General features: G+C 35.2%; 22 protein-coding genes. 13 read left to right on the forward strand and 9 right to left on the reverse strand.

Annotated elements, in window-relative coordinates:
• The first annotated feature begins 214 nt into the window (after positions 1-214).
• The 10 genes from ACFPYN_RS08395 to ACFPYN_RS08440 all read left to right on the forward strand — a co-directional run bounded on the left by ACFPYN_RS08395 (position 215) and on the right by ACFPYN_RS08440 (position 10,511).
• Positions 215-1,222 (forward strand): O-antigen ligase family protein, encoded by a 1,008-nt coding sequence (locus tag ACFPYN_RS08395; protein ID WP_377733531.1) that lies wholly within the window; start codon positions 215-217, stop codon positions 1,220-1,222.
• Positions 1,219-2,334 carry a glycosyltransferase family 4 protein gene (locus ACFPYN_RS08400; protein ID WP_377733533.1) on the forward strand — a complete coding sequence of 372 codons (1,116 nt, stop codon included), beginning with the start codon at positions 1,219-1,221 and terminating at the stop codon, positions 2,332-2,334. The genes ACFPYN_RS08395 and ACFPYN_RS08400 overlap by 4 nt, the downstream gene beginning before the upstream one ends.
• Positions 2,335-2,336: 2 nt before the next feature.
• Entirely contained in the window at positions 2,337-3,239 is a 903-nt protein-coding gene (locus tag ACFPYN_RS08405; RefSeq protein ID WP_377733637.1) for an NAD-dependent epimerase/dehydratase family protein, read from the forward strand.
• Between the two features lie 60 nt (positions 3,240-3,299).
• Positions 3,300-4,202 carry a glucose-1-phosphate thymidylyltransferase RfbA gene (gene rfbA / locus ACFPYN_RS08410; RefSeq protein WP_377733534.1) on the forward strand — a complete coding sequence of 301 codons (903 nt, stop codon included), beginning with the start codon at positions 3,300-3,302 and terminating at the stop codon, positions 4,200-4,202.
• The gene (gene rfbB, locus ACFPYN_RS08415) at positions 4,199-5,236 is read left to right on the forward strand and encodes a dTDP-glucose 4,6-dehydratase (RefSeq protein ID WP_377733535.1); all 1,038 of its coding nucleotides are present in this window, start codon (positions 4,199-4,201) and stop codon (positions 5,234-5,236) included. The genes rfbA and rfbB overlap by 4 nt, the downstream gene beginning before the upstream one ends.
• 52 nt (positions 5,237-5,288) lie before the next feature.
• A complete protein-coding gene (locus ACFPYN_RS08420; protein ID WP_377733638.1) occupies positions 5,289-6,257 on the forward strand; it encodes a glycosyltransferase in 969 nt (322 codons plus the stop codon).
• Positions 6,258-6,267: 10 nt separating this feature from the next.
• Positions 6,268-7,743: a lipopolysaccharide biosynthesis protein gene (locus ACFPYN_RS08425; RefSeq protein WP_377733536.1), complete on the forward strand. Its 1,476-nt coding sequence runs from the start codon at positions 6,268-6,270 to the stop codon at positions 7,741-7,743.
• A gap of 20 nt (positions 7,744-7,763) precedes the next feature.
• Complete coding sequence (locus ACFPYN_RS08430; RefSeq protein ID WP_377733538.1) at positions 7,764-8,936, forward strand: DegT/DnrJ/EryC1/StrS family aminotransferase; 1,173 nt, start codon at positions 7,764-7,766, stop codon at positions 8,934-8,936.
• Positions 8,937-9,087: 151 nt separating this feature from the next.
• Entirely contained in the window at positions 9,088-9,750 is a 663-nt protein-coding gene (locus ACFPYN_RS08435; protein WP_377733540.1) for an acetyltransferase, read from the forward strand.
• A 53-nt stretch (positions 9,751-9,803) separates the two neighbouring features.
• Positions 9,804-10,511, forward strand: coding sequence for a WbqC family protein (locus ACFPYN_RS08440; RefSeq protein ID WP_377733542.1), 708 nt, complete (start codon positions 9,804-9,806; stop codon positions 10,509-10,511).
• Positions 10,512-10,927: 416 nt separating this feature from the next.
• Here the strand turns inward: ACFPYN_RS08440 and ACFPYN_RS08445 are convergent, their stop codons facing one another.
• A complete protein-coding gene (locus ACFPYN_RS08445; protein ID WP_377733543.1) occupies positions 10,928-11,479 on the reverse strand; it encodes a GNAT family N-acetyltransferase in 552 nt (183 codons plus the stop codon).
• Positions 11,480-11,496: 17 nt separating this feature from the next.
• Positions 11,497-11,982 (reverse strand): DinB family protein, encoded by a 486-nt coding sequence (locus tag ACFPYN_RS08450; RefSeq protein WP_377733544.1) that lies wholly within the window; start codon positions 11,980-11,982, stop codon positions 11,497-11,499.
• Between the two features lie 149 nt (positions 11,983-12,131).
• On the opposite strand from ACFPYN_RS08450, the gene hutH reads away from it, so the two are divergent.
• A complete protein-coding gene (hutH, locus tag ACFPYN_RS08455; protein WP_377733545.1) occupies positions 12,132-13,658 on the forward strand; it encodes a histidine ammonia-lyase in 1,527 nt (508 codons plus the stop codon).
• 37 nt (positions 13,659-13,695) lie between these two features.
• On the opposite strand, the gene ACFPYN_RS08460 is transcribed toward hutH, so the two are convergent.
• Positions 13,696-14,910, reverse strand: coding sequence for an NAD(P)/FAD-dependent oxidoreductase (locus ACFPYN_RS08460; protein WP_377733547.1), 1,215 nt, complete (start codon positions 14,908-14,910; stop codon positions 13,696-13,698).
• Between the two features lie 245 nt (positions 14,911-15,155).
• Here ACFPYN_RS08460 and ACFPYN_RS08465 point away from each other — a divergent pair, with 245 nt between their 5' ends.
• Complete coding sequence (locus tag ACFPYN_RS08465) at positions 15,156-16,046, forward strand: 5'-3' exonuclease (protein WP_377733548.1); 891 nt, start codon at positions 15,156-15,158, stop codon at positions 16,044-16,046.
• A gap of 23 nt (positions 16,047-16,069) precedes the next feature.
• On the opposite strand, the gene ACFPYN_RS08470 is transcribed toward ACFPYN_RS08465, so the two are convergent.
• The 6 genes from ACFPYN_RS08470 to ACFPYN_RS08495 all read right to left on the reverse strand — a co-directional run bounded on the left by ACFPYN_RS08470 (position 16,070) and on the right by ACFPYN_RS08495 (position 19,844).
• Entirely contained in the window at positions 16,070-16,588 is a 519-nt protein-coding gene (locus ACFPYN_RS08470) for a C39 family peptidase (protein WP_377733549.1), read from the reverse strand.
• A 106-nt stretch (positions 16,589-16,694) separates the two neighbouring features.
• Positions 16,695-18,143, reverse strand: a complete 1,449-nt coding sequence (locus ACFPYN_RS08475; protein WP_377733550.1) for a catalase — start codon at positions 18,141-18,143, stop codon at positions 16,695-16,697.
• A gap of 184 nt (positions 18,144-18,327) precedes the next feature.
• Positions 18,328-18,795, reverse strand: coding sequence for an STAS domain-containing protein (locus ACFPYN_RS08480; RefSeq protein ID WP_377733551.1), 468 nt, complete (start codon positions 18,793-18,795; stop codon positions 18,328-18,330).
• Positions 18,796-18,880: 85 nt separating this feature from the next.
• The gene (locus ACFPYN_RS08485) at positions 18,881-19,201 is read right to left on the reverse strand and encodes a thioredoxin family protein (RefSeq protein WP_377733553.1); all 321 of its coding nucleotides are present in this window, start codon (positions 19,199-19,201) and stop codon (positions 18,881-18,883) included.
• Positions 19,202-19,272: 71 nt separating this feature from the next.
• Positions 19,273-19,587: a spore coat protein gene (locus tag ACFPYN_RS08490; RefSeq protein WP_377733554.1), complete on the reverse strand. Its 315-nt coding sequence runs from the start codon at positions 19,585-19,587 to the stop codon at positions 19,273-19,275.
• Positions 19,584-19,844 (reverse strand): hypothetical protein, encoded by a 261-nt coding sequence (locus ACFPYN_RS08495; protein ID WP_377733555.1) that lies wholly within the window; start codon positions 19,842-19,844, stop codon positions 19,584-19,586. Before ACFPYN_RS08495 ends, ACFPYN_RS08490 begins: the two co-directional genes overlap by 4 nt.
• 536 nt (positions 19,845-20,380) lie before the next feature.
• On the opposite strand from ACFPYN_RS08495, the gene ACFPYN_RS08500 reads away from it, so the two are divergent.
• Positions 20,381-22,747, forward strand: a complete 2,367-nt coding sequence (locus ACFPYN_RS08500) for a 3-hydroxyacyl-CoA dehydrogenase/enoyl-CoA hydratase family protein (protein WP_377733556.1) — start codon at positions 20,381-20,383, stop codon at positions 22,745-22,747.
• Positions 22,748-22,768: the final 21 nt, after the last annotated feature.

The raw sequence follows: 22,768 nt of genomic DNA on the forward strand, positions 1-22,768 counted from the left end.
ATTTGTCTGTATTAATGTCTGACACCCATAAGTATCAGCAAGTCGGAGGAATTTGATGATGACTGAGCAACCACCAAAGTGGATATACAAATTACTGTTTTTCATGATGCTCAGTAGTTCGTTTGTATTAATTGAGCCTTCACCCAATGACTTCTTGATGTTGCTAATTGTATGTTGTAGTTTGTTTTTTTCCTTAATGAGATTTCCGAATAATGTGTTTATTCCAATAATTTTCTTACTATTTTTTCTGATTTTCCAATTCATTTCACTACTATTTGCTAAAGAGACTAACATTGCATTAAATTATTTAGCCATCACAAGCTATTTGATAATTTCATGGTTTGTATTAGTTGGTATGGGGCAAAGGCTTGAAATTTCTTTTCTCCGTGTGGTAATGAATGGTTATTTAGTCTCAGCAGTTATTTCAGCTGTAATTGGTATTTTAGCTTATTTTCATCTCATTCCTCTCAATGATTTTTTAGTAATGTATGGACGTGCAAAAGCGTTTTTTAAAGATCCCAATGTTTTTGGACCATTTCTTATAATGCCATCGTTATATGTACTCAGTTTGTTTGAAAAGGAACAAGTATCAAAATATAAGAAAATAGCATACGCTCTTATTTTTCTTACATTACTGACAGCAATTTTGGTCTCTTTTTCAAGAGCAGCTTGGGGGAACTGGACCATATCTATTTTGATTTATTTCATTTTGACTAAAAAAGAGTTCCTCCAAAGAAAATTAAAAACCATAGTTACTTTAGGGGTATTGTGCATTCCTATTTTGATTTGGATCACACAAAGTGAATTTGTAGAGAAATTATTTCAATCAAGACTATCCATACAAGGGTACGATGAATCGAGGTTTGGAACACAAAAAACAGCATTATTGACAGGCTTACAAAATCCATTTGGAATCGGTCCCGGACAATCTGAAAACATGTTTCAAATGGCACCTCATAGCTTGTATGCCCGTATCTTAACTGAGAATGGAATTTTAAGTGTTTTATTATTTGTCTTTATCCTGGTCATCAGCATGAATAAAGCCTTTAAATCGTATAAACAATCATTTGATGAATCTGCTGCATATTTCTTAGTAATTTGTGCTTCTCTAATAGGACTTGCATTTAATAGTATCTTCATCGATACATTGCATTGGCGGCATTTCTGGTTACTATTAGCCCTTGCTTGGTGTGCACCACTAAAAAGAGGAGATGACGGGTGAAGATTGCACAAGTGATTACTCGAATGGATACAATTGGTGGTGCTCAAGTACACGTACGTGATTTATCGAATCATTTAGCAGCTTTGGGTAATGAAGTGTTTATCATTACAGGTGGAGGAAGGGCTAAGCATCATAAATTAGATGTCCCTTGTTACATTAGTTCTTCTCTAAAAAGAGAAATCAATCCACTTAAAGATGTACGAGCCATCTTTGAAGTTCGCAAAGTATTAAAAGAAACGAAGCCAGATATAGTTGCTACTCACTCTTCAAAAGCTGGCTTGATTGGCCGAATTGCTGCATGGTCGCTTCGAATACCAACTGTTTTTACAGCGCACGGCTGGGCATTCACTGAAGGGGTTTCACCTAAAAAAAGGAAGTTTTATATAGCTGTTGAAAAAGCTATCGGAAAGATAACTAATCAAGTGATTACCGTATCTCATTATGATCGCCATCTCGCCATATCAAATCAGGTCTTACCTATGCACAAAATTAAAACAGTGCATAACGGGGTCCTGCCTATTAAGCAAACGGAACAACTCAATCAAAATAAATCGCCAGTAAACATTTTAATGGTTGCTCGTTTCGATGTACCAAAAAGACAATTAAATTTAATTCGAGCATGTGAAAAATTAGGTGATATTCCTTGGCATTTATCATTTGTTGGAGATGGTACAAAGTTAGAAGAAGCCCAAAGATATGTGGGAAAACGTAATCTACACGACAGAGTCTTGTTTTATGGTGGTATGAACTTCATTGAGATTCCGTTAAGTAAATCAAATGTGTTCGTTTTGTTATCTGATTATGAAGGATTGCCACTAAGTATATTGGAAGCGATGCAAGTTGGGTTACCGATTATTGCAACGGACGTTGGTGGTGTAAAAGAAGCAGTAATTGATTCGGATAATGGCTTCTTAATTCCAAAAGGGAATGAAGTACTACTCCGACAAAGGCTTACTCAGTTACTAACCGATGTTTCACTAAGAGAGTCTATGGGCCAGAGAAGTAAGGAATTATTTATTGAGAAATTCACATTTAAAAAAATGCTTACTGAAACAAAGGAAGTGTATGAAGTAGTTATTCAAAATCAACTTACAAAGGGGAAAACTCATTGAAAGTGCTCATTACTGGGGGGGCAGGTTTTATTGGTTCGCATGTTGTGGAAGAGTGTTTAGCTCATAACTATGAAGTAGTTGTAGTGGACAATTTTAGTTCTGGAAATATTGATAATCTCTCTATCAATTGTAAAGTGTATCAGATTGATATAAATGATGCTCATTTGAAACATGTATTTGAGGTAGAGAAGCCGGATATAGTTATTCATCTAGCTGCCCAGGCGTCTGTCATGAAATCAATAGAAGATCCTATCGCTGATGGTGAAATTAATATACTGGGTACTTTAAGATTGCTAGAGTATGCGAGAATCCATAATGTCAAAAAAGTGGTGTTGGCATCTTCAGCAGCTGTATACGGCAATCCCTTAGAAATACCGATCGACGAAGAATTCCCCTTAAATCCGTTATCCTTTTATTCACTTTCAAAATGGTCAGGTGAACGTTATGCACAGCTATATGAAAGCTTATATGGATTACCTTGTTGTATTTTACGTTTTTCAAATGTATATGGGCCACGACAAAACCCACAAGGTGAAGCGGGGGTGGTGTCAATTTTTATTAATCAATTACTTAACCATGAAGAAATAGTGATTTATGGTGGTCAACAGACACGTGATTTTGTGTATGTCAAAGACGTTGCCAAGGCTTGCTTTAGAGCAATCGAAAGTCCAACAACAGGGATTTTTAATATTAGTTCCAGCTCAGAAACATCAATTGACGACCTTTTTTCGATGACATCTTTACTAGCAGGAATTAGTATTGAACCATATAAATATCCTTTGAGACAAGGAGAAATTCAAAATAGTGTATTAGGAAATGAAAAAGCAACGAATGAGCTTGGCTGGCAAAATATACATTCATTACATGATGGATTAAGAGAAACAATTCTTTCCTATCATAAATGAATAGGAGAAGAATGATTGGTGAAAAAATCAGTTACGGAATCAATTGAATGGAGATGTGGCATGAAAGGAATTATTTTAGCTGGCGGTAGTGGCTCAAGACTTTATCCAATTACTAAGGTGATTTCTAAACAATTACTGCCTGTTTATGATAAACCAATGATTTATTATCCACTATCGGTTTTAATGCTAGCTGGAATAAAAGAAATACTAATTATATCTACACCTGTAGATCTTCCAAAATTCGAAGAATTATTAGGAAACGGAAGTGTTCTTGGAATCAGGATTGAATATGCAGTTCAAGAACAACCAAATGGTTTAGCAGAAGCTTTTATTATCGGTGAAAATTTCATTGGTGAAGACTGTGTAGCATTAATTTTAGGGGATAATATCTTTTTTGGTCCAGGTTTTCCACATCTGCTCAGAATAGCTTCAACACTAAATGAGGGAGCCAAGGTATTTGGTTACAAAGTCAAAGATCCAAGAAGATTTGGTGTTGTGGAATTTGATCAGAATCTAAATGTTCTTACTGTTGAAGAAAAACCGTTAAATCCAAAGTCTGATTTTGCGATAACTGGATTATATTTCTACGATAAAAATGTTGTGGATATAGCAAAATGTATAAAACCTTCTTTAAGAGGAGAATTGGAAATAACTGATATTAATCAAGAATACTTAAATAGAAATCAATTAAAAGTAGAGTTATTAGGGAGAGGATTTGCTTGGTTAGATACAGGCACTCATGATTCCCTCATGGAAGCCTCTTTATTTATTGAAACAGTAGAAAAAAGACAAGGGTTTAAAGTTGCCTGTTTAGAAGAAATTGCATTTAGGATGGGCTATATAAATAAGGGACAGTTATTAGATCTTGCTCAACCGATACTTAAAAATGAATATGGACAATATTTAGAAGATATTGCAAATGAAGGACTAATAAACTATTGGAATCTGGTTGATGTGAAATGAACCGAAAAAGAATTTTAATAACCGGTGGATTAGGATTTATTGGGTCAAATTTCACTAAGTACTTTCTGGGTAAATACCCTGACTACCTACTAGTAAATGCTGATTCTGTTACTTATGCTGCTAATCCAAGTAATTTAGAGTCAATAGAAAAAAATCCGAATTACATATTTGAATATATTGATATTAGAGATAGAGAAAGCTTGGATGTAATTTTTGCAAAATACCATTTTACGGATATTATTCATTTTGCAGCAGAATCCCATGTAGATAACTCAATTCAGAGTCCCCAAATTTTTGTGGAAACTAACATAGTAGGAACGTTTAATTTATTAGAAGCCGCACGTAAATTATGGCTAGAGAAAACATGTTCATATAAAAAAGAATTCGTAAATGCACGATTCCATCATATCTCTACTGACGAAGTTTTTGGTTCTTTAGGGGAAACTGGTTGTTTTACGGAAGGAACCCCCTATGCTCCAAACAGTCCGTATAGTGCGAGTAAAGCAAGTTCAGATATGTTAGTGCGTAGTTATCATCATACATTCGGGTTAAATGTAGTCACTATAAATTGTTCCAATAATTATGGTCCCATGCAGCATGACGAAAAACTAATACCAACTATTATTAGAAATGCGTTAACGAATAAAGAAATACCCATCTATGGTAATGGTAAAAATGTTCGAGATTGGTTATTTGTTGAAGATCACTGTCTGGCAATAGACATGGTATTTCATCATGGAAAGTTAGGTGAAACTTATTTGGTTGGCGGAAATAATGAAAAGACTAATATAGAAATAGCCAATATCATTTGCAAGTATCTTGACGAAATAATTCCAAAAGAGAAGAGCTATAAAAGTTTAATAGGCTATGTTGCCGATAGGTCAGGACATGATTTTAGGTATGCAATAGATGCATCGAAGATAAAAAACAACTTGAATTTTATACCAAAAGAAACATTCGAAACAGGTATTATGAAAACAATTAAGTGGTACGCAGAAAAATATAAAAGTGACAATGTGATTAATCATTTTTGAATTCTAGGGGATGATAACTGTGCTATGTAAAGGGGATACAGAATTAAATTTAATGGTAAGTATTAATTGTATCACCTATAACCATAAGGATTATATTATGGACGCTTTAGATAGTTTCTTAATGCAAATAACAGATTTCAACTATGAAATTCTTATTGGAGAAGATTGTAGTACGGATACTACTAGAAAGATAGTTGAAGAATATGTTATTCAATATCCCGATAAAATTAGGTTGATAACGTCTGAGCAAAATGTCGGGTGGAAGAAAAATTCATTAAAACTTCATGAAAATTCTTTGGGAAAATATATTGCAATATGTGAAGGTGATGACTACTGGACAGATCCATTTAAACTTCAAAAACAAGTAGATTATATGGAAAGACATAAAGAATGTAGTTTGTGCTTCCATGCAGCTGAGATAGTGCAAGCTCCCAATAAGCCAACAGGTAGTCTAATTAAACCTTACAAGAGCAATAAAATTGCTCCAATAGAAGATCTTATTTTTGGTGGTGGGGGTTTTTGCCCAACTCCATCATTGTTGTTTCCGAGAAAACTAATGGATAACCTACCAGACTTCTATTTGAATGCACATATAGGGGATTATCCAATGCAATTGTATCTTGCTAGCAAAGGATATGTTTACTTTATGAATGAAAATATGGCGGTTTATAGAAGTGGCGTAGAGGGCTCTTGGACAAATCGGTTAAATAACATAGCAAATGTAAGAGGAAATATAATTCGGGTAAATGAAGATGTTATACAGTTATTAGATGGCTTCAACTCATATACAAATAAAAAAAATTCAAATGTAGTAGAAAAAGTTATTCAAAAATTAGAATATGAATTATTAGTTCTAAAAAGAAAAACAAAAGAACAAAAGAACGATCCTTATAAAAATTTTTCCTATTTGGTAAAGTTCAAGATTAGGATGAAAATGATGATTAGATGTTATTTTCCAAAAATTTTCTTAAAGCTAGTTAATTTTAAATTAATAAAATTAATTAAACGTAAAAAAAATTAGGAGATTTATCATGGAAGATTCGAACTCGCTTAAAAGTAAAACTATTACAGGTTTGTTATGGAGTTTTGCAGATTTATTAGCCAACCATGGTATTCAATTCATCATTCAAATAATTCTTGCTAGATTATTATTACCACAACACTTTGGAATCATCGGATTAGTTTTAGTTTTTATTGTAATTTCAAATTCTATTGTTGATAGTGGATTTTCACAAGCATTAATACGAGATCAAAATACCAGTCAAGTTGATTATTCTACTGTTTTTTATTTTAATTTATTAGTTGCTTTCGTGATGTATGGTGTGTTATTTAATTTTTCTAATGCTATTAGTGTCTTTTTCGGAGAGCCTCAATTGACCGAAATAATTAGAATTATATCATTAGTCTTAATTATAAATTCTTTAGGAATTATCCAAAAAGTAATATTAATAAAGAATATTGATTTTAGAACAATAACTAAAATAAGCATCGTAGCTGCTACTATTTCTGGGGGGATAACGATTACCCTCGCGATTTTGGGATACGGTGTTTGGAGTCTTGTTATTAACATACTTGCAATGCAATTTGTTCAGATGTTGTTAATGTGGATCTTTAATAAATGGATACCTTCAATAACATTTAGTTTACAGTCGTTCAAAAAATTTTTTGTATTTGGTTATAAACTACTTCTTTCGGGACTAATTGATACTTTTTATAATAATATTCTCTTTCTAATTATTGGGAAATTTTATTCCTCTACTCAACTTGGATTTTATACAAATGCTGTTAAATTTAGAGACCTTGCGACTCTATCCATTACAGCTTCGGTTCAACGGGTATCTTATCCCATTCTAAGCAGCATTCAGGAAGATGAACAACGTTTGAAGTCAGCATTCAAAATGCTTATTAAAACATCTGCATTTATTAATTTCCCTTTAATGATAGGTCTTGTAGTCATAGCAAATCCACTTTTTAATCTACTTCTTGGAGAGAAGTGGATACCATCAGTTATCTATTTTCAATTACTCTGTTTAGCAGGAATGTTATTCCCACTTCACGCAATCAATCTAAATATCCTTCAAGTGAAAGGAAGATCAGATTTATTCTTACTATTAGAGATAATTAAAAAAACTGTATTAACTTTGCTCATAGCGGTGTCCTTATTATGCGGATTGGGAATTGTCGGGTTAATTGGAGCGACCGTTATTAATTCATATATTTCTTTGTTTATAAACGCTTATTATTCATCGAGAGAAATAGACTATTCGGCCAAAGAACAGTTGAGAGATCTCATGCCTGTATTTTTAATCACATTATTTATGGGTGTAATCGTTTCAGTGTCTGGATTGATAATAACTGAAAATCATTTTATAAAATTAATTTTTCAAATATGTATAGGTTTGGTCGTTTATGTCACGGTTAGCAAACTGGCAAAAGTTCAAGAGTTATGGATAGTATATCGTTTGATTTCTTCAATTTTCACTAAACTAAAAGTTAAAAAAATATAGAATAAATTGGGGGATAAATATTGGAAAGTTCTTTTGATGAGGCAGTCCTCATAACAAGACCATTACTGCCTACACTACAAGACGTGACAAGTAAGTTGAGTGAGGTATGGGAAAGTAAATGGATAACAAATAATGGTTTTCAGCATCAAAGGTTAGAGAGCGAACTGAAGAGTTATCTAAACGTAGAGTACATTTCTCTTTTCACTAACGGTACTTTAGCATTGTTACTAGGTCTGAAATCGTTAGATCTAAAAGGAGAAGTAATTACGACTCCATTTACCTTTCCAGCAACTGTTCAAGCTCTCGATTGGAATGGATTAACTCCAGTATTTTGTGATATTGACCCAGAAACCTTAACAATCGACGCAACAAAAATCGAATCACTGATTACAGAAAAAACATGTGCAATCCTTGGTGTCCATGTATTTGGAAATCCATGTGATGTTGAGAAAATTAAAACCATTGCTGATAAATATCATTTAAAAGTTATTTATGATGGTGCACACACTTTTGGAGCTAAAATAGATGGAAAACCAATCAGTAGCTTTGGGGACATGACAATGTTTAGCTTCCATGCTACAAAGCTTTTTAACACTGTAGAGGGTGGTGCATTAACTTTTAAAGATGAAAAGTTGGTTGAAAAGTTAAACCTTCTCAAAAATTTTGGTCTCGCAGGGCCAGAAGAAGTTGTGTTGTCTGGATTGAATGCAAAAATGAATGAGATTCAAGCTGTTATAGGATTAGAAGTATTGAAAATAGTTGAACAAGAGAGACAAAAGAGACATAAAATCAAAAAAGTGTATGAACAAAACTTAGCACACATACCAGGGATTAGGATATTAACCAATTTAGAAAAAGATTGTAGTAGTTATCAGTACTTTGTTATTGAAATAGATGAGCTTAAATACGGTGAATCTAGAGACTGGATTCACGAAGAACTAAAAAAATACAATGTATATACAAGAAAATACTTCTATCCATTATGTAGTGATTTCCAGTGGTATCAACATCTCAAATCTGCACAATTCAGTAATCTACCAGTAGCTCAAAAATCTGTAAAAAAAGTTTTGTCTATGCCCTACTATGGGGAACTTGATTTAAAGTCAGTAGTAAAAATTTGTAGAATTATTGAAGATTTATATATATCCAATTTAGGGATAACACAAAAAAACACTAAAATGATTCTATCATGAAAGCAATCATCTTAGCTGTAAAATCGGAATGAAGTGCCAATCAATCTAAGAAATTACCTTTGGCATAGTAGATGCTTTTTTACTTGGTAAAAAGTTTATTGAACATGTTTGTTGCAAAAGAAAGTTGAAAAAGAAAAGGAAGTGTTTTTTAATGAAAAAAGTAATTATCTTTGGAAATAGACAAACAGCTGAACTTGCTCATTTTTATTTTACTAATGATTCACAATACCAGGTGGTTGGCTTTACTGTTGATGCGGAATATATAGATTCAGACATATTTTGTGGTCTTCCAGTTTACGAATTCAAGGACATAGAGACTAGATTCCCAGTGGAAGATGTATATATATTCCTGGCAATAACTAACGCGCAAATGAATAGAGTTAGAGAAGCTAAGGTTGAAGAGGCAAAGAAAAAAGGCTATCGATTAGCCAGTTATATAAGTACAAAAGCAACAATATTTGAAAATGTAAAGCTAGGAGAGCACTGTTTTATTCTTGAGAACAATACAATCCAACCGTTCGTTGAAATAGGCAATAATAATATACTATGGAGTGGAAATCATATTGGTCACCATTCAAAGATTGGTCATAATAATTTCATAACTTCCCATGTTGTTGTAAGTGGCAATACGATTATAGGGGATAACTGTTTTATAGGCGTTAACTCTACACTTCGAAATGGGATAACAATTGCAGACAAATCATTAATTGGCGCAGGATCATTTATTAATAGAAATACCGAAGAAGAGGGTGTTTATAAAACAAATTTTGCAGAAAAATATCATTTAAATAGTACACAAATAAAAGGAATGTAGATAAGACGTTTAGTCGTTATTATGCTTCAGGAAAAATTGAAAAGGATGTTGTGGTGAAGATAGTATTAATGCAGCCATATTTCTTTCCATATATCGGTTATTACACATTAATAAAGCAATCAGATATTTTTGTGGTATTCGATACAGCTCAATACATTAGAAGAGGTTGGGTAAACAGAAATCGTATACTCGGGACTAATGGAGAGCCTATATATATAAATGCGTCTATTGTAAAAGCTCCTAGGGAAACCCCAATAAATGAAATAAAACTAAGCGAGTCTAGTGAGTGGAAAGAAAATATATTGAAAAAATTAGAAGTTTATAAACATTTATCACCTTATTATGACGATGTCAGAGATCTTGTTAGAGAATGCTTAGAGAATCAATCAATTCATTTATCTGATCTAAATATAAATACTTTAAAAAAAATCAATAATTTTTTAGGTATCAAAAATAATATTACTCGTCTTTCAGATTTAGATATTGAATTTAAAGATATTCAACAACCTGACGATTGGGGACTTCAACTATCAAAGTTTTTCAATGCTGAATCTTATATTAATGCTCCCGGAGGAGAAAATATTTATAGTAAAGATAAGTATTTACAACAAGAAGTTGAATTAAATTTTTATAAAAACAATCTCAATCCTTATGACCAAAAACATGTTCTGTTTCAAAAGGGTCTATCAATTATTGACGTGATGATGTTCAATAGTAAAACAGAAATAATTGATATGATTGATGATTATAGAATAATATAATTTAATGACTCTATTGTCAAAGGTAGAACTTATTGATGAGATTTTAATTTTAAAAAATAATTAAAATCTAGTGAGATGGTTAGAGAACATTTCGCATTTCAAAGTTTAAATATGAGAGAACTTGCTGAAAAATACAACTTGTGAATAACTAACATGCCTACTACTATAAAGTAGCAGGTTTTTTTATTTGATAAATTACTTTATATCTTGCATGTGCGCTAGCGACTCGTCCCGCAAGAGCTAGCAAGGGGAAAATACATATTTGCAGGTCTCCAGCTTTACGCTAGGCTCAATTGTATTCTTGCGGTTGTCATTCAATATCAACAACATTCTTTGATTTAGAAACTACAGATTTTAAAAATTCTAGTAAGTGAAAAAAGAGGATGCCACCAATTAAGGGCATCCTCTTCTCTGATTTAAGATCGAAGTCGATCCCAGTCCTCTTTTGTAATAGAAAAGACGAAAGCATCGTGTGTTTTACCACCTTGATATAAATAATTTCTTAGCAATCCTTCTTTTTCAAATCCCGATTTCAACAACAGCTTCCACGAAGCCTTATTATCAGGAAATGTAAATGCACCAACTCGTGAAAGTTCGAGTGTGTCGAAGCAATGGAGCAAAACTTTCTCCAGGGCTTCTGTTACATAGCCATTTCCCCAATAATTCGGATGAAGGTCATAGCCGACTTCACATTTTTTACTCCATAGCTGCAGATTATTCAAGCCAATCGTTCCAGCCAATTCGCTTGTTTCTTTTAATTGAATGCCCCAGCGTGCTGAGCGTTTTTCGGTGAAGCCGTTATTCATATTAACAATCATTTTTTCTGCTTGTTCCAATGTTAATAGGGGATCCATACCATAGTACCGCGTTACATCTTCAAGTGAAAATTGATTGAAAAGATCCTCCGAATGTGTTGAATTCAACTCGATTAATCGAAGTCTATTAGTCTCTAATACAGGGAAGGACAAGGGAAAACCTCCATCTTTTAGCTTTGTGTTTCCTTAGAAAAATAAATATAGTCGATCGGAATGCCCTCTAAATCAAATTGTCGTAAAAACGAGGTCACTTGACCACGGTGATAGGAAGAATGATTAATAAATGTGAAGAACATTTCTTCTCGTGTATTTGAAAACGGATCGCCTTTTATATTTGTAAAGTGCAAGGTTTCTTTCCACTGATCATCTGTCAGTGTTTCAAAGAATTGTTCCATTTCTTTGTGTAACTGTGAAAACCCTTCTTTCGTAATTGACACCTTACTAACATCGAATACTTTCCATTCAGGCTTCTCAATGCCAGTTAATCTTTTGAACCATAGATAGTCCACACTTAAGACGTGTGAGTAGGTTTCGCTAATTGTTTTAAATGAATTCTTTGCCACTTGGTGAAAAATGACTTCGTCTTTTGATTCAATGTGATGGAGTAATTTTTGAGTTGCCCATTGATGATAATGAAACATAGATTGCCAATTCATAAGAATCCTCCTTTTAAAAATTGTGAATATTTTCTATATTAACACTTTTGCACACTGATACACTACCACTGTATCTTGTTAGAATTTGGAAGAAAACGATTGAACTTATAATATAGCGCACTTATACTCGATACAGAGGGGTGTTTAACATGGTTTTATTAACAGGTGAGAATTTACACTTAGAAGAAATGCGATCCATTTTATTCCAACAAGAAAATATAGATTTAGATAAAAAAGCGTTAGTCCGTGTTCAAAAAAGCCGTGAAGCTGTTGAAAGAATCGTAAGAGAAGGCAAAACAGTCTACGGGATTAATACGGGATTTGGTAAATTTAGTGATGTCAGCATTAATGAAGAAGATGTTCGGGCATTACAACTTCATTTAATTCGCTCACACGCATGTGGCATTGGGGAGCCTTTTGAAGAACGTGTCTCTCGAGCGATGGTCGTTCTACGATTAAACGCTTTATTGAAAGGGTTTTCAGGAATTCGAGTTGAGGTATTAGAACGATTAGCGTATATGGTAAATCATCAGATTCATCCAGTGATTCCTTCACAAGGTTCTCTTGGGGCATCTGGGGATCTGGCTCCATTATCACATTTAGCACTTGTTTTAGTTGGTGAAGGATTTGTATGGGACAAAGGACAACATATGGCTGCGTCGGAAGTGTGGGCGACTCGTGGTATGCAACCACTTGTGTTAGAAGCGAAAGAAGGACTAGCTCTAATAAATGGCACACAAGCGATGACAGCTCAAGGTGTAGTGAACTGGTTGGAAGCTGAGACACTCGCTTATCAAAGTGAATGGATTGCGGCAATGACGATGGAAGCCCTACATGGCATTACAGATGCTTTTCATCCCGCTGTACATCAAGCGCGTGGTTATGTAGAACAAGTGGACGTAGCTAGGAGAATGCTTGAGTGGTTAGAAGGCAGTAAACTCGTGACAACACAAGGGGAGAAGCGTGTGCAAGATGCATACTCACTCCGATGCATTCCACAAATACATGGTGCTAGTTGGCAAGTACTTGGTTATGTAAAAGAGAAGCTTGAAATCGAAATGAATGCGGCAACAGATAATCCATTAATTTTTGAAGATGGGGAAGTCATTATTTCAGGTGGGAACTTCCACGGACAACCGATAGCGTTTGCGATGGACTTTTTAAAGATAGCGGTAGCTGAACTTGCTAATGTCTCTGAGCGTCGTATTGAACGACTTGTTAATCCATATCTTAATGAAGGATTGCCTCCATTTTTGAGTCCTCAACCGGGACTTCAATCTGGAGCGATGATACTGCAGTATGCAGCAGCCAGTTTAGTTTCAGAGAATAAAACCTTGGCACATCCAGCGTCTGTGGATTCAATTCCATCTTCAGCTAATCAAGAAGATCATGTGAGCATGGGAACTATTGGAGCACGTCATGCTGGCAACATCATTCAAAATGCACGACGAGTGTTAGCGATTGAAACCTTTTGTGCTCTACAAGGAACTGAATATCGAGGAAAAGAAAAAATGTCTCCATCACTACAAGACAAATGGAATGAATTCCGTTCATTCACTCCATCAATGGTAGAAGATCGAATTTTTAGCACAGATATTGAACGCATCAGTACGTATTTGAAGAACGAAACTGGCGTTGCTAGCTATTCAAAGAAAGTAACATTAGCATTCCAATAAAAGAAGACAGTCTCCAATTCAGGAGACTGTCTTTTGCTTATTTTATTCCATATTTACGATCCAATGAAACGAGGTCAGCATCAGGATGATTCCCGTAAATGATTAAATCGCGTAAAATGTGAGAGCCTAACATACTATAGACCGTACCGTTGCCACCATAGCCAAGTAAATAGAAATGCTTTTCTTTAGTTGGATGTTGGCCAATAAAAGGTAATTTATCAATTGATTCTCCGAAAATTGCTCCGTATGAATAGTCATATTCTATTTTATAATGGGGAAATAGCTCTTGTAATTGCTTACTTAATTTCTCTGCACGATTTTCAATATATTCTAGTGATTGCGGTACCTGTTTTATATTCTCATCAAGCCCACCTGCAATGATACGAGCGTCCGGGGTAGTACGAATATACAAATACGGACGTTCTGTTTCCCAAATCATTGCTTCTTGGTACCACTTTTTGAAATTTTTAATTGGCTTTGTCACAATCGCAAACGTTCGATTGATATCAGAACCAATGCGTTTACCAACGGGGAGTGTTTCATATCCAGTAGTATAAACAATTTGTCTAGACTTAAATTCACCAGCAGATGTACGAATTGAAACAAATTCATCAACGTTTATCACATCATTTACTTCAACAAACTCAAATAAATGACCACCTTTTTGTTCGATTAAATCCAAAATACCATGAACAAATTTGTATGGATTTAGTACGGCATCTTCATAAGTCACGAGGGCTCCAGGTTTACTAAATGGCATCTTGCTTGCGAGTTGTTTCGGGTCCCAGTAATCACAAGGAAAGCCATGTTTTTTAAGGGTCTCATATTCAACTTTGATTTTTTCAACATCATCTTCCGTACTTGCAAAACAGATGCTCGAACGTTCAGTGAAATCTGGTGAAAAAGGAAGGCTTTTAGCAACTGTTTCTAAATTTTTTACGGATTCATAACAAAGTTTATAAAATCGAACGGCGTCATTTTCTCCAATTTGATTAATCAATTCATGAAGCATAATGTCATTTGAATATTGAAGCAGTCCGGTATTTGCCATCGTGCTGCCTGTTGCCATTTGGCGTTTATCAAGTATTGCGACGCTAAGTCCGGCTTCAATCAATGGGAGAGCAGATAGTGAACCTGACATTCCTCCACCGACGATGACAACATCATAAGAATCTAATCGCTCGGGGACAGTTCTTGGTCCTCGTTCAGGGTAAGTTGTTGGCCAATAAAGTGATCCATTATGTATATCCATTAAGCTATCCTCCATTTTACTCTACTTATAACTATCCTTAATGTACCCAAAAATCACATTCATCAAGCCTATCAAATCCATGTTTTTCAATTTCCTAACGTTGTATTTGCTATAATAAATAAAGGTTCACATATTGAGAGATTCATTTAATCCATTTGCTACATGGTAGGAGTTTACTGAAATTCACTTTTGGAAGAATTATCGAGTGAACTTATATGAAAATCATAGGAGAAAGAGGAGATAAAATGCAATCCACTGAAAAACCACATATTTTATTAGTCGATGGGATGGCTTTATTATTCCGTTCGTTTTTTGCAACATCTGTATTTGGTCAATATTTTCGTAACGAACAAGGAGTCCCTACAAACGGTGTGCAAGGATTTGCACGTCACGTATTATCAGCAAAGAATATGATGCAGCCAACTCATATGGCTATTTGTTGGGATATGGGTATGCATACTTTCCGCAATGATTTGTTTGATGGATATAAATCCAATCGACCAGCGCCTCCGGAAGAAATGATTCCTCAGTTTGATATGGCGAAGGACATATCTAAAATGCTTGGGTGGCAGAACTTTGGTGAAGTAGGTATGGAAGCGGACGATTTAATCGGTTCAATGGCCTGTAAATGGCAGGATGAAGCCAATATCACCATCGTAAGTGGAGATAAAGATTTATTGCAATTACTTACGCCAACAACCAAAATCGCATTTACCAAAAAAGGTTACACCATATACGATGATTTCACATATGAGCGATTCTTGGAGGAGTATCAAATTGAACCATCCGTGTTTGCAGATGTTAAAGCGTTAATGGGTGATTCAGGTGACGGCTACCCTGGAGTTAAAGGGATAGGTCCGAAAAGTGCACTTCAATTAATTCAAACATATGGTTCAGTGGAAGGGGTCATCGATTCATTACATGCATTGAAACCAGGCCAACAAAAGAAAATCCAAGAAAATCTCGATATGTTACGGTTGTCTAAAAAACTAGCAAAGATATATTGTGAAATGGATTTGTCCATTGAACTAGACCAGTTACTCATTCCTTCTTATAGTAATGAACTGATGCTCCAACTCGACGAAGCTGGGTTTGGAATAACAAGTCGATATGCACGATCGCTGTATTCCATTTGAGTCAATATCAATCGGAATATGAGCTACAACAGGGAATGTGGGACAATTTTAACAAACGTTAATATGTTCTGATTCTTTTCATATGAAACAAATCGAATACGGCTATCGCGATTCCTTCCACCATTATCATGGAGAATCAGCGTTAAGCCGTTTTCATTTTCTTCAAAACCAATGAGTGGAACCCAGTGATAGGCAAATTCATGTGTGCCAAACCAGTGAAAAGAAAAATAGCGATCAAATTTGCAAGCAACCGGACGTCCTTCAAGAAGTTCGGATTTTGCTTCTTCAATCGTACAAGTATTCACTTCCCAAGTTGGACCAAGTATCTTCCGCAAATTACGTTTTAAAAGCCAAGTAAATAAGCCAATCCGAGTACTACCAAGTAATCGGTACAATTGATTGGTATCATACGGGCAAGAGTTGGGCATCCAGTAACGGAGAATTGTCAAAGTAGTTACTGGTCCACACGCAGAAGCTTGATAATTAGTTTTTATTGAGTTGTCATATTGGGAGAGACCATCAACTTTTAATTGTACATGCATAAATTCACCTCAAAAAAAGAGTTTTTCCGTCTGCTTTAACAGTACGGAAAAACTCTTTTAATATCAAATATTACTAGTAAACGAACTAGCTATTTATTTATTAATTTTATAAATATAGATGAACGTCGATGTTTGCACCTTCAGCTAATGCATGACCTAATGAATCGTCTGCTTTGTGGAAGTTTGCAACAGCTCGTCCTACGATATCGCGGTTCTCGATACCTGAGAACTGGTCTAGTAAGTTTTTAATTAATGCTTGTTTTGTAGATTCATCATAACTTCTGTAAATTTCACCAGCTTGACCGAAGTTATTTGTTTTTTCAATAGCATGTTTACCAGCTACTCCTGAAATGGGTTGGTCAAGTTCTTTGAATTCAGGCGCTTCTTTAGGTTCTGAATCGAAACTATTTGGCTCATAATTTACACGTGACATCTGTTGGCCAATTGGCATAGCACCATCACGTTGGTTATTAGAGAACGGACATTTTGGTGCATTGATTGGTAACTGTAAGTAGTTTGCACCAAGTCGGTAGCGTTGCGTATCAGAGTAAGAGAATAATCGACCTTGCAACATTTTATCTTCAGAAGCTTGGATACCTGGAACTAGAACACCTGGGTTAAATCCGACTGATTCTGTTTCAGCGAAGAAGTTGTCTACATTTCGATTTAATGTCATTGTTCCTACTAACTCGTACGGGAAGTCTTTTTCTAACCAATCCTTCGTTGCATCAAGCGGATCGAAGTCGTAGTTGTCCATGTCTTGTGGTTTTATTGTTTGTACATATAAATCCCACTCAGGATAATCTCCACTTTCAATCGCGTCATATAAATCGCGAGTAGCATGACTAAAATCTTTACCTTGTTGTTCTGCTGCTTCTTCAATTGTTAAGTTTTTCACGCCTTGTTTAGGCACCCAACGAAGTTTCACATATGTAGTAATTCCTTCTGCAGAAATCCATTTAAAGGAGTGGACAGAAGATCCACGAATGTGACGGTAGTCTTGAGGAATCCCTTCATCTGTAAACAAATGCATTAGCATATTTGTAGATTCAGGAGACAAGCCCATGAAATCAAACAATCGTGCAGCATCTTGTAAGTTTGTTCGTGGATCTGGTTTTAACGAGTGAATAACATCAGGGAATTTGATGGCATCTCTGATAAAGAATACAGGTAAATTATTCCCAACAAAATCATAGTTTCCTTCCTCTGTATAAAATTTCACAGAGAAGCCACGCGGGTCACGAGCAGTTTCAGGAGAGTGGAGTCCGTGAATTACTGTTGAGAAGCGAGCGAACAATGGAGTTTCTTGACCTTCATTTTGTAAAAATGCAGCTGATGTATATTTTTTCATGCTATTTTTCACAACAAATGTGCCATGTGCAGCTGCGCCTCGTGCATGAACAACACGTTCTGGAACACGTTCACGGTCAAAGTGAGCTAATTTCTCTATTAATTGATAATCTTCCATAAGTGTTGGTCCGCGATTACCAGCTGTGCGTGAATTTTGATTATCACCAATCGGCACTCCTTGGTTGGTTGTTAATTGCTTTTTCATCCTATTCACTCCTTAATTATAATCATTACAAAAAAGTACTAATTCAAATTTAAAGTATATTAAACCGATTTTCAAGTAATTAGCTGTTGAAAAAGATTGAATAGATTTGACTTGCTTTAAGTAAATTAGGACAAGTGAATGAATACGCATTTATGTGATTTAATCAAAAAAAAGCAATCAGTTTTCACCCAAGAGAGTGAAGAGACTGGTTGCTTTCTTGTAATAAACGTTTCAGGGCTGCACGGAAACTGACATATGTTTCAATTTCTACATGAATCCCTGCATGAACAATCTCGCGAACGAAGCGAGGGTTAAATCCAACATAAATTGGACGAATGCCCATTAGTTTTAGCGAACTATTTAATTGATAAATTTCAGTAGCTAAATCATTATAGTCAAATGTCGCTACATCTTCCACAGCTACACCTGTAAAGTCGAAAATAGCACGCTCTGTATCACGATGAGTACCTGCATATTGTAGAGCTTTAGTTTGAATCATATCCAAACGTTCTTTAAACATAAATCCTGCAATTGGTATCAAAATTGTACCTGGCACCACGGAAGGAATAACTGGAGCCGAAATATTATTAATAATATTTTCGTAATACTTAACCTTTTCTTTAAGTTGCTGTATTTCTATTTCATGTGACACGATTATCCACACCTCTAAAGCTATTTTAATTAGTATATCATAAAAATTTCAATGGCTAATACAGAAAAAAAGATAGACACGAGGTCTATCCTTTTTGGCTTTGAAGAAATTCAGTTACTTGACTAGGTGATTTTGCGTTTGCACTGTGTAAATGCGCTTTTTTCTCGTTATTTTGATAAATTAAAAGGCTTGGAATACCCATAACATCATATTTTTCAGCAAGTTCTGGCAGTTCATCACGATTGATTTCATACCAAGCATATTGATTGTATTCTTCGATAATTGGATCGATGAACATGTCCATACGCGTGCAATCAGGACACCATCCAGCAGTGAATTTCACGATGATTTCTTTATCTGAAGAGATAAGGTCATTAAATTGTTCAGTTGTTGTAATTGAGTTCATGTCTGTTCCTCCTAATGTTCTATAGGAACAGTGTACACCGTTTTACTTTCTTCGGGTAGAAATTTGCCCTTTTACTGAAGTTGTTGTTTGTAGCCCTGGAATTGTTGTACAACTTGTTGGATTTCTTGGGAATCGGCTGGGGTTACAGTGTACCAACCATGTGTAAATAGTAATTCATAAAAGCTCCGTTGTTGTTTAGAAACATCTCTCAATTGTGTGAAAATCATTTGATATAAGGCATCATGACTAGCTTCATGCATAGCGGTTTCATACGAATGACATAAATATTTCTCCGTTGAAAGGGCATCATTTAAAATATCGCGATCATTTAACTGTGGAGTTTCTGGAAAAGGGGTTTCTGGATTTTTTACGGTTTGTTGGTTCATGATGATGATACTCCTTCACTTTGTTTTAGGGTCTTTAATATCTCATCGTAATGATTAACATGCATTTGTTCGGCTGTTTCAAATTCTTTCTTCAAGTCAGGCAGTTGGCAAGTTTGAGCAGCCCAATTCATTTTTTTAGCAGCTAATAAATTCCAAGACATCATGTCTTTTAAGTAAAGGAAATCTTTTGTAGAAACCATCTTTGGCGGTTCTGGAAAAACCATTTGTTGCTCTTTTGGCTGTGAAAATAAATTCATTAACTTTTCCTCCTTCAGATTTCTTAAATTAGTGTGCGACAAGGGAGATTTTGTATACACGATTTTCAATATTATTTTATGGGAATAAGGCTAAAATTGATTTGTTTTTATATAAGAAAGAACATACTACCAATGTGTTATGAATAGAGAAGGCCAGGAACGCATGACCGAAAAAAGGATGCGTGATTTTTTTTCATTTACTCCGTCTTAATTATTACCTTCGATTAATTCAATTTATTGATGAAAGACTTCACACACTTCGAAATTATTCATAAGATGTTATGTTGAATCATATAGTTTGTAATTGATTTAATTAATCTATGGGAAAGCATGGAAATACGTTGATAGTAAATAGTAGGGGACTATTTCTTCATAAACAACAATTTCAGTATCAAAATTTCATTCACTAATCGTCATTTAAATATTGCGAAAAAACCAAAAATGCTCTAAACTAAAATTTATAGAGGTTGTTTCTATTTTTTTTGACCAAAAAATGAATGAGTATTCATTCAAAAAATATAAAGGAGGCTTTGCACGTGACTTATCAAATTAAAAAAGCTGCAGTTTTAGGTTCTGGTGTGATGGGTTCAGGTATTGCTGCACACTTAGCAAATATCGGGATTCCTACATTATTACTTGATATGGTACCTCGCAATTTATCAGATGAGGACAAAGTAAACTCAAAAGTTCGTAACCAAATCGCACAAGGATCTTTAGACAAACTACTTAAGCAAAAGCCTGCACCATTAGCATCAAAGAAAAATCTTGCTTTATTGACGGCTGGAAATTTTGAAGATGACTTAGATAAATTAAAAGATGTAGATTGGATAATCGAAGTAATTGTTGAGAATCTGGATATAAAAAAAGGTCTTTACGAGAAAATTGACGCTGTTCGCAAACCGGGAACTATCGTTAGTTCTAACACATCAGGGATTAGCATTAACTCAATGGCTGAAGGACGCTCGAAAGACTTCCAAACGCATTTCCTCGGCACGCATTTCTTCAATCCTCCACGTTATTTGAAGTTGCTTGAAGTGATTCCAGCAACTTCAACATCGACAGAGGTAATTGAATTCATGAAAGAATTCGGAGAAGATCGCCTTGGAAAAGGTGTTGTGATAGCGAAAGATACGCCAAACTTTATTGCAAACCGTATAGGAACGTATGGCCTTCTTGTCACACTTCGGGAAATGTTAGCAAGAGGCTATTCAGTGGGTGAAGTTGATTCTGTCACAGGGCCTGCAATTGGTCGTCCAAAATCTGCTACCTTCCGAACACTGGATGTTGTGGGACTTGATACATTTGGACACGTAGCAAAAAATGTATTTGATCAAACAACAGGTGACGAACAAAAAGTGTTTGAATTACCAGCGATGATTACGAAAATGCTGGAAAATGGTTGGTTAGGAGCTAAATCCGGGCAAGGATTCTTCGTTAAAAAAGGGAAAGAAATACTTGAATTAAATCCTGAAACGATGGAATATGAGGCTGTGAAAAAATTAAAAACACCTTCACTGGAAATGGCAAAGCAACAAAAAGGACTTGCAGCAAAAGTGAAAACGTTAACATATGCAAAAGATCGCACAGGTGAGTTACTTTGGAGCATTTTAGCACCAACGCTTACGTACTCAGCAAAATTACATGGTGAAATTGCTGACGACATTGTCGCAATAGACAATGCCATGAAGTGGGGCTTTGGCTGGGAACAAGGGCCATTTGAAATATGGGATGCCATTGGCGTAAAAGAATCAGTCGAAAAAATGACAGCTGAAGGCATAGAAGTTCCAGCTTTCGCACAAAGTTTACTAGACCAAGGTTTTGATTCTTTCTATAAAGAGGACAATGCTGAAACCTATTTCTTTAATGGTCAAGATTACTCACCAGTTCCTACAAATGAAAAAGTCATCAACTTAAAACAATTTAAGAAAAAACACGGAGTCATCAAGAAAAATTCGGGTGCTAGTTTAATAGACTTAGGGGATGGCATTGCGTTACTTGAATTCCACTCACAGGCAAATTCAATAGGTCCTGATATTATTCAAATGATTAACTTCGCGGTTGATGAAGTTGAGAAAAACTTTAAAGGCCTTGTTATTGGAAATCAAGGAAAGAACTTCAGTGTTGGAGCAAACCTTGGCATGATTTTAATGGAAGCGCAAGATGATAATATTTTCGAACTTGACTTCGTTGTTCGTTCATTCCAAAATGCGATGTTGAAAATCAAATACAGTTCAAAACCAGTTGTGGCAGCACCTTTCGGAATGACACTAGGTGGCGGAGCGGAAGTTTGCTTACCTGCTGCACATATTCAGGCGTCTCATGAAACGTATATGGGATTAGTAGAAGCAGGAGTTGGCCTTATTCCAGGTGGTGGTGGGAATAAAGAATTATATATGAAACATTTAAAAGGATTGCCAAATGGCGTCCAAATAGATTACCAATTTATTGCAAATAAAGTCTTTGAAACCATTGCTATGGCGAAAGTATCGACTTCTGGAGAAGAAGCACGTGAAAATAACTTCTTAAACTTTGTTGATGGTATTAGTGTGAATGCTGATCACTTAATCTATGATGCGAAACAAGTTGCGCTATCTTTATATGAAAATAACTACAAAGCACCACTTCGTGAAAAAGTGCCTGTAACAGGTGAATCTGGTTATGCAACCCTATTACTTGGAGCAGAAGGTATGTTTTTATCTGGTTTCATCAGCGAGCATGATTTGAAAATCGCGAAGAAATTAGCGTATGTATTGGCGGGAGGAAAAGTCCCTTATGGCACGTTAGTAGACGAACAATATTTGCTCGATTTAGAGCGTGAAGCATTCTTAAGTTTAGTAGCAGAACCAAAATCACAAGCCAGAATGCAAAACATGTTGGTTAAAGGAAAGCCGCTTCGTAACTAATATTACAAGCGGTATAGAGGA

The sequence above is a fragment of the Paenisporosarcina macmurdoensis genome, from assembly GCF_042658845.1.
GTDB lineage: Bacteria > Bacillota > Bacilli > Bacillales_A > Planococcaceae > Paenisporosarcina > Paenisporosarcina macmurdoensis.

What these genes read in the sequence shown, in the direction of transcription:
- ACFPYN_RS08425 (WP_377733536.1), top strand. Translation starts at nt 6,268, where the DNA reads ATGGAAGATTCGAACTCGCTTAAAAGTAAAACTATTACAGGTTTGTTA.
- hutH (WP_377733545.1), top strand. Translation starts at nt 12,132, where the DNA reads ATGGTTTTATTAACAGGTGAGAATTTACACTTAGAAGAAATGCGATCC.
- ACFPYN_RS08435 (WP_377733540.1), top strand. Translation starts at nt 9,088, where the DNA reads ATGAAAAAAGTAATTATCTTTGGAAATAGACAAACAGCTGAACTTGCT.
- rfbA (WP_377733534.1), top strand. Translation starts at nt 3,300, where the DNA reads ATGAAAGGAATTATTTTAGCTGGCGGTAGTGGCTCAAGACTTTATCCA.
- ACFPYN_RS08475 (WP_377733550.1), bottom strand. Translation starts at nt 18,143, where the DNA reads ATGAAAAAGCAATTAACAACCAACCAAGGAGTGCCGATTGGTGATAAT.
- ACFPYN_RS08420 (WP_377733638.1), top strand. Translation starts at nt 5,289, where the DNA reads ATGGTAAGTATTAATTGTATCACCTATAACCATAAGGATTATATTATG.
- rfbB (WP_377733535.1), top strand. Translation starts at nt 4,199, where the DNA reads ATGAACCGAAAAAGAATTTTAATAACCGGTGGATTAGGATTTATTGGG.
- ACFPYN_RS08450 (WP_377733544.1), bottom strand. Translation starts at nt 11,982, where the DNA reads ATGAATTGGCAATCTATGTTTCATTATCATCAATGGGCAACTCAAAAA.
- ACFPYN_RS08485 (WP_377733553.1), bottom strand. Translation starts at nt 19,201, where the DNA reads ATGAACTCAATTACAACAACTGAACAATTTAATGACCTTATCTCTTCA.
- ACFPYN_RS08490 (WP_377733554.1), bottom strand. Translation starts at nt 19,587, where the DNA reads ATGAACCAACAAACCGTAAAAAATCCAGAAACCCCTTTTCCAGAAACT.
- ACFPYN_RS08460 (WP_377733547.1), bottom strand. Translation starts at nt 14,910, where the DNA reads ATGGATATACATAATGGATCACTTTATTGGCCAACAACTTACCCTGAA.
- ACFPYN_RS08470 (WP_377733549.1), bottom strand. Translation starts at nt 16,588, where the DNA reads ATGCATGTACAATTAAAAGTTGATGGTCTCTCCCAATATGACAACTCA.
- ACFPYN_RS08495 (WP_377733555.1), bottom strand. Translation starts at nt 19,844, where the DNA reads ATGAATTTATTTTCACAGCCAAAAGAGCAACAAATGGTTTTTCCAGAA.
- ACFPYN_RS08465 (WP_377733548.1), top strand. Translation starts at nt 15,156, where the DNA reads ATGCAATCCACTGAAAAACCACATATTTTATTAGTCGATGGGATGGCT.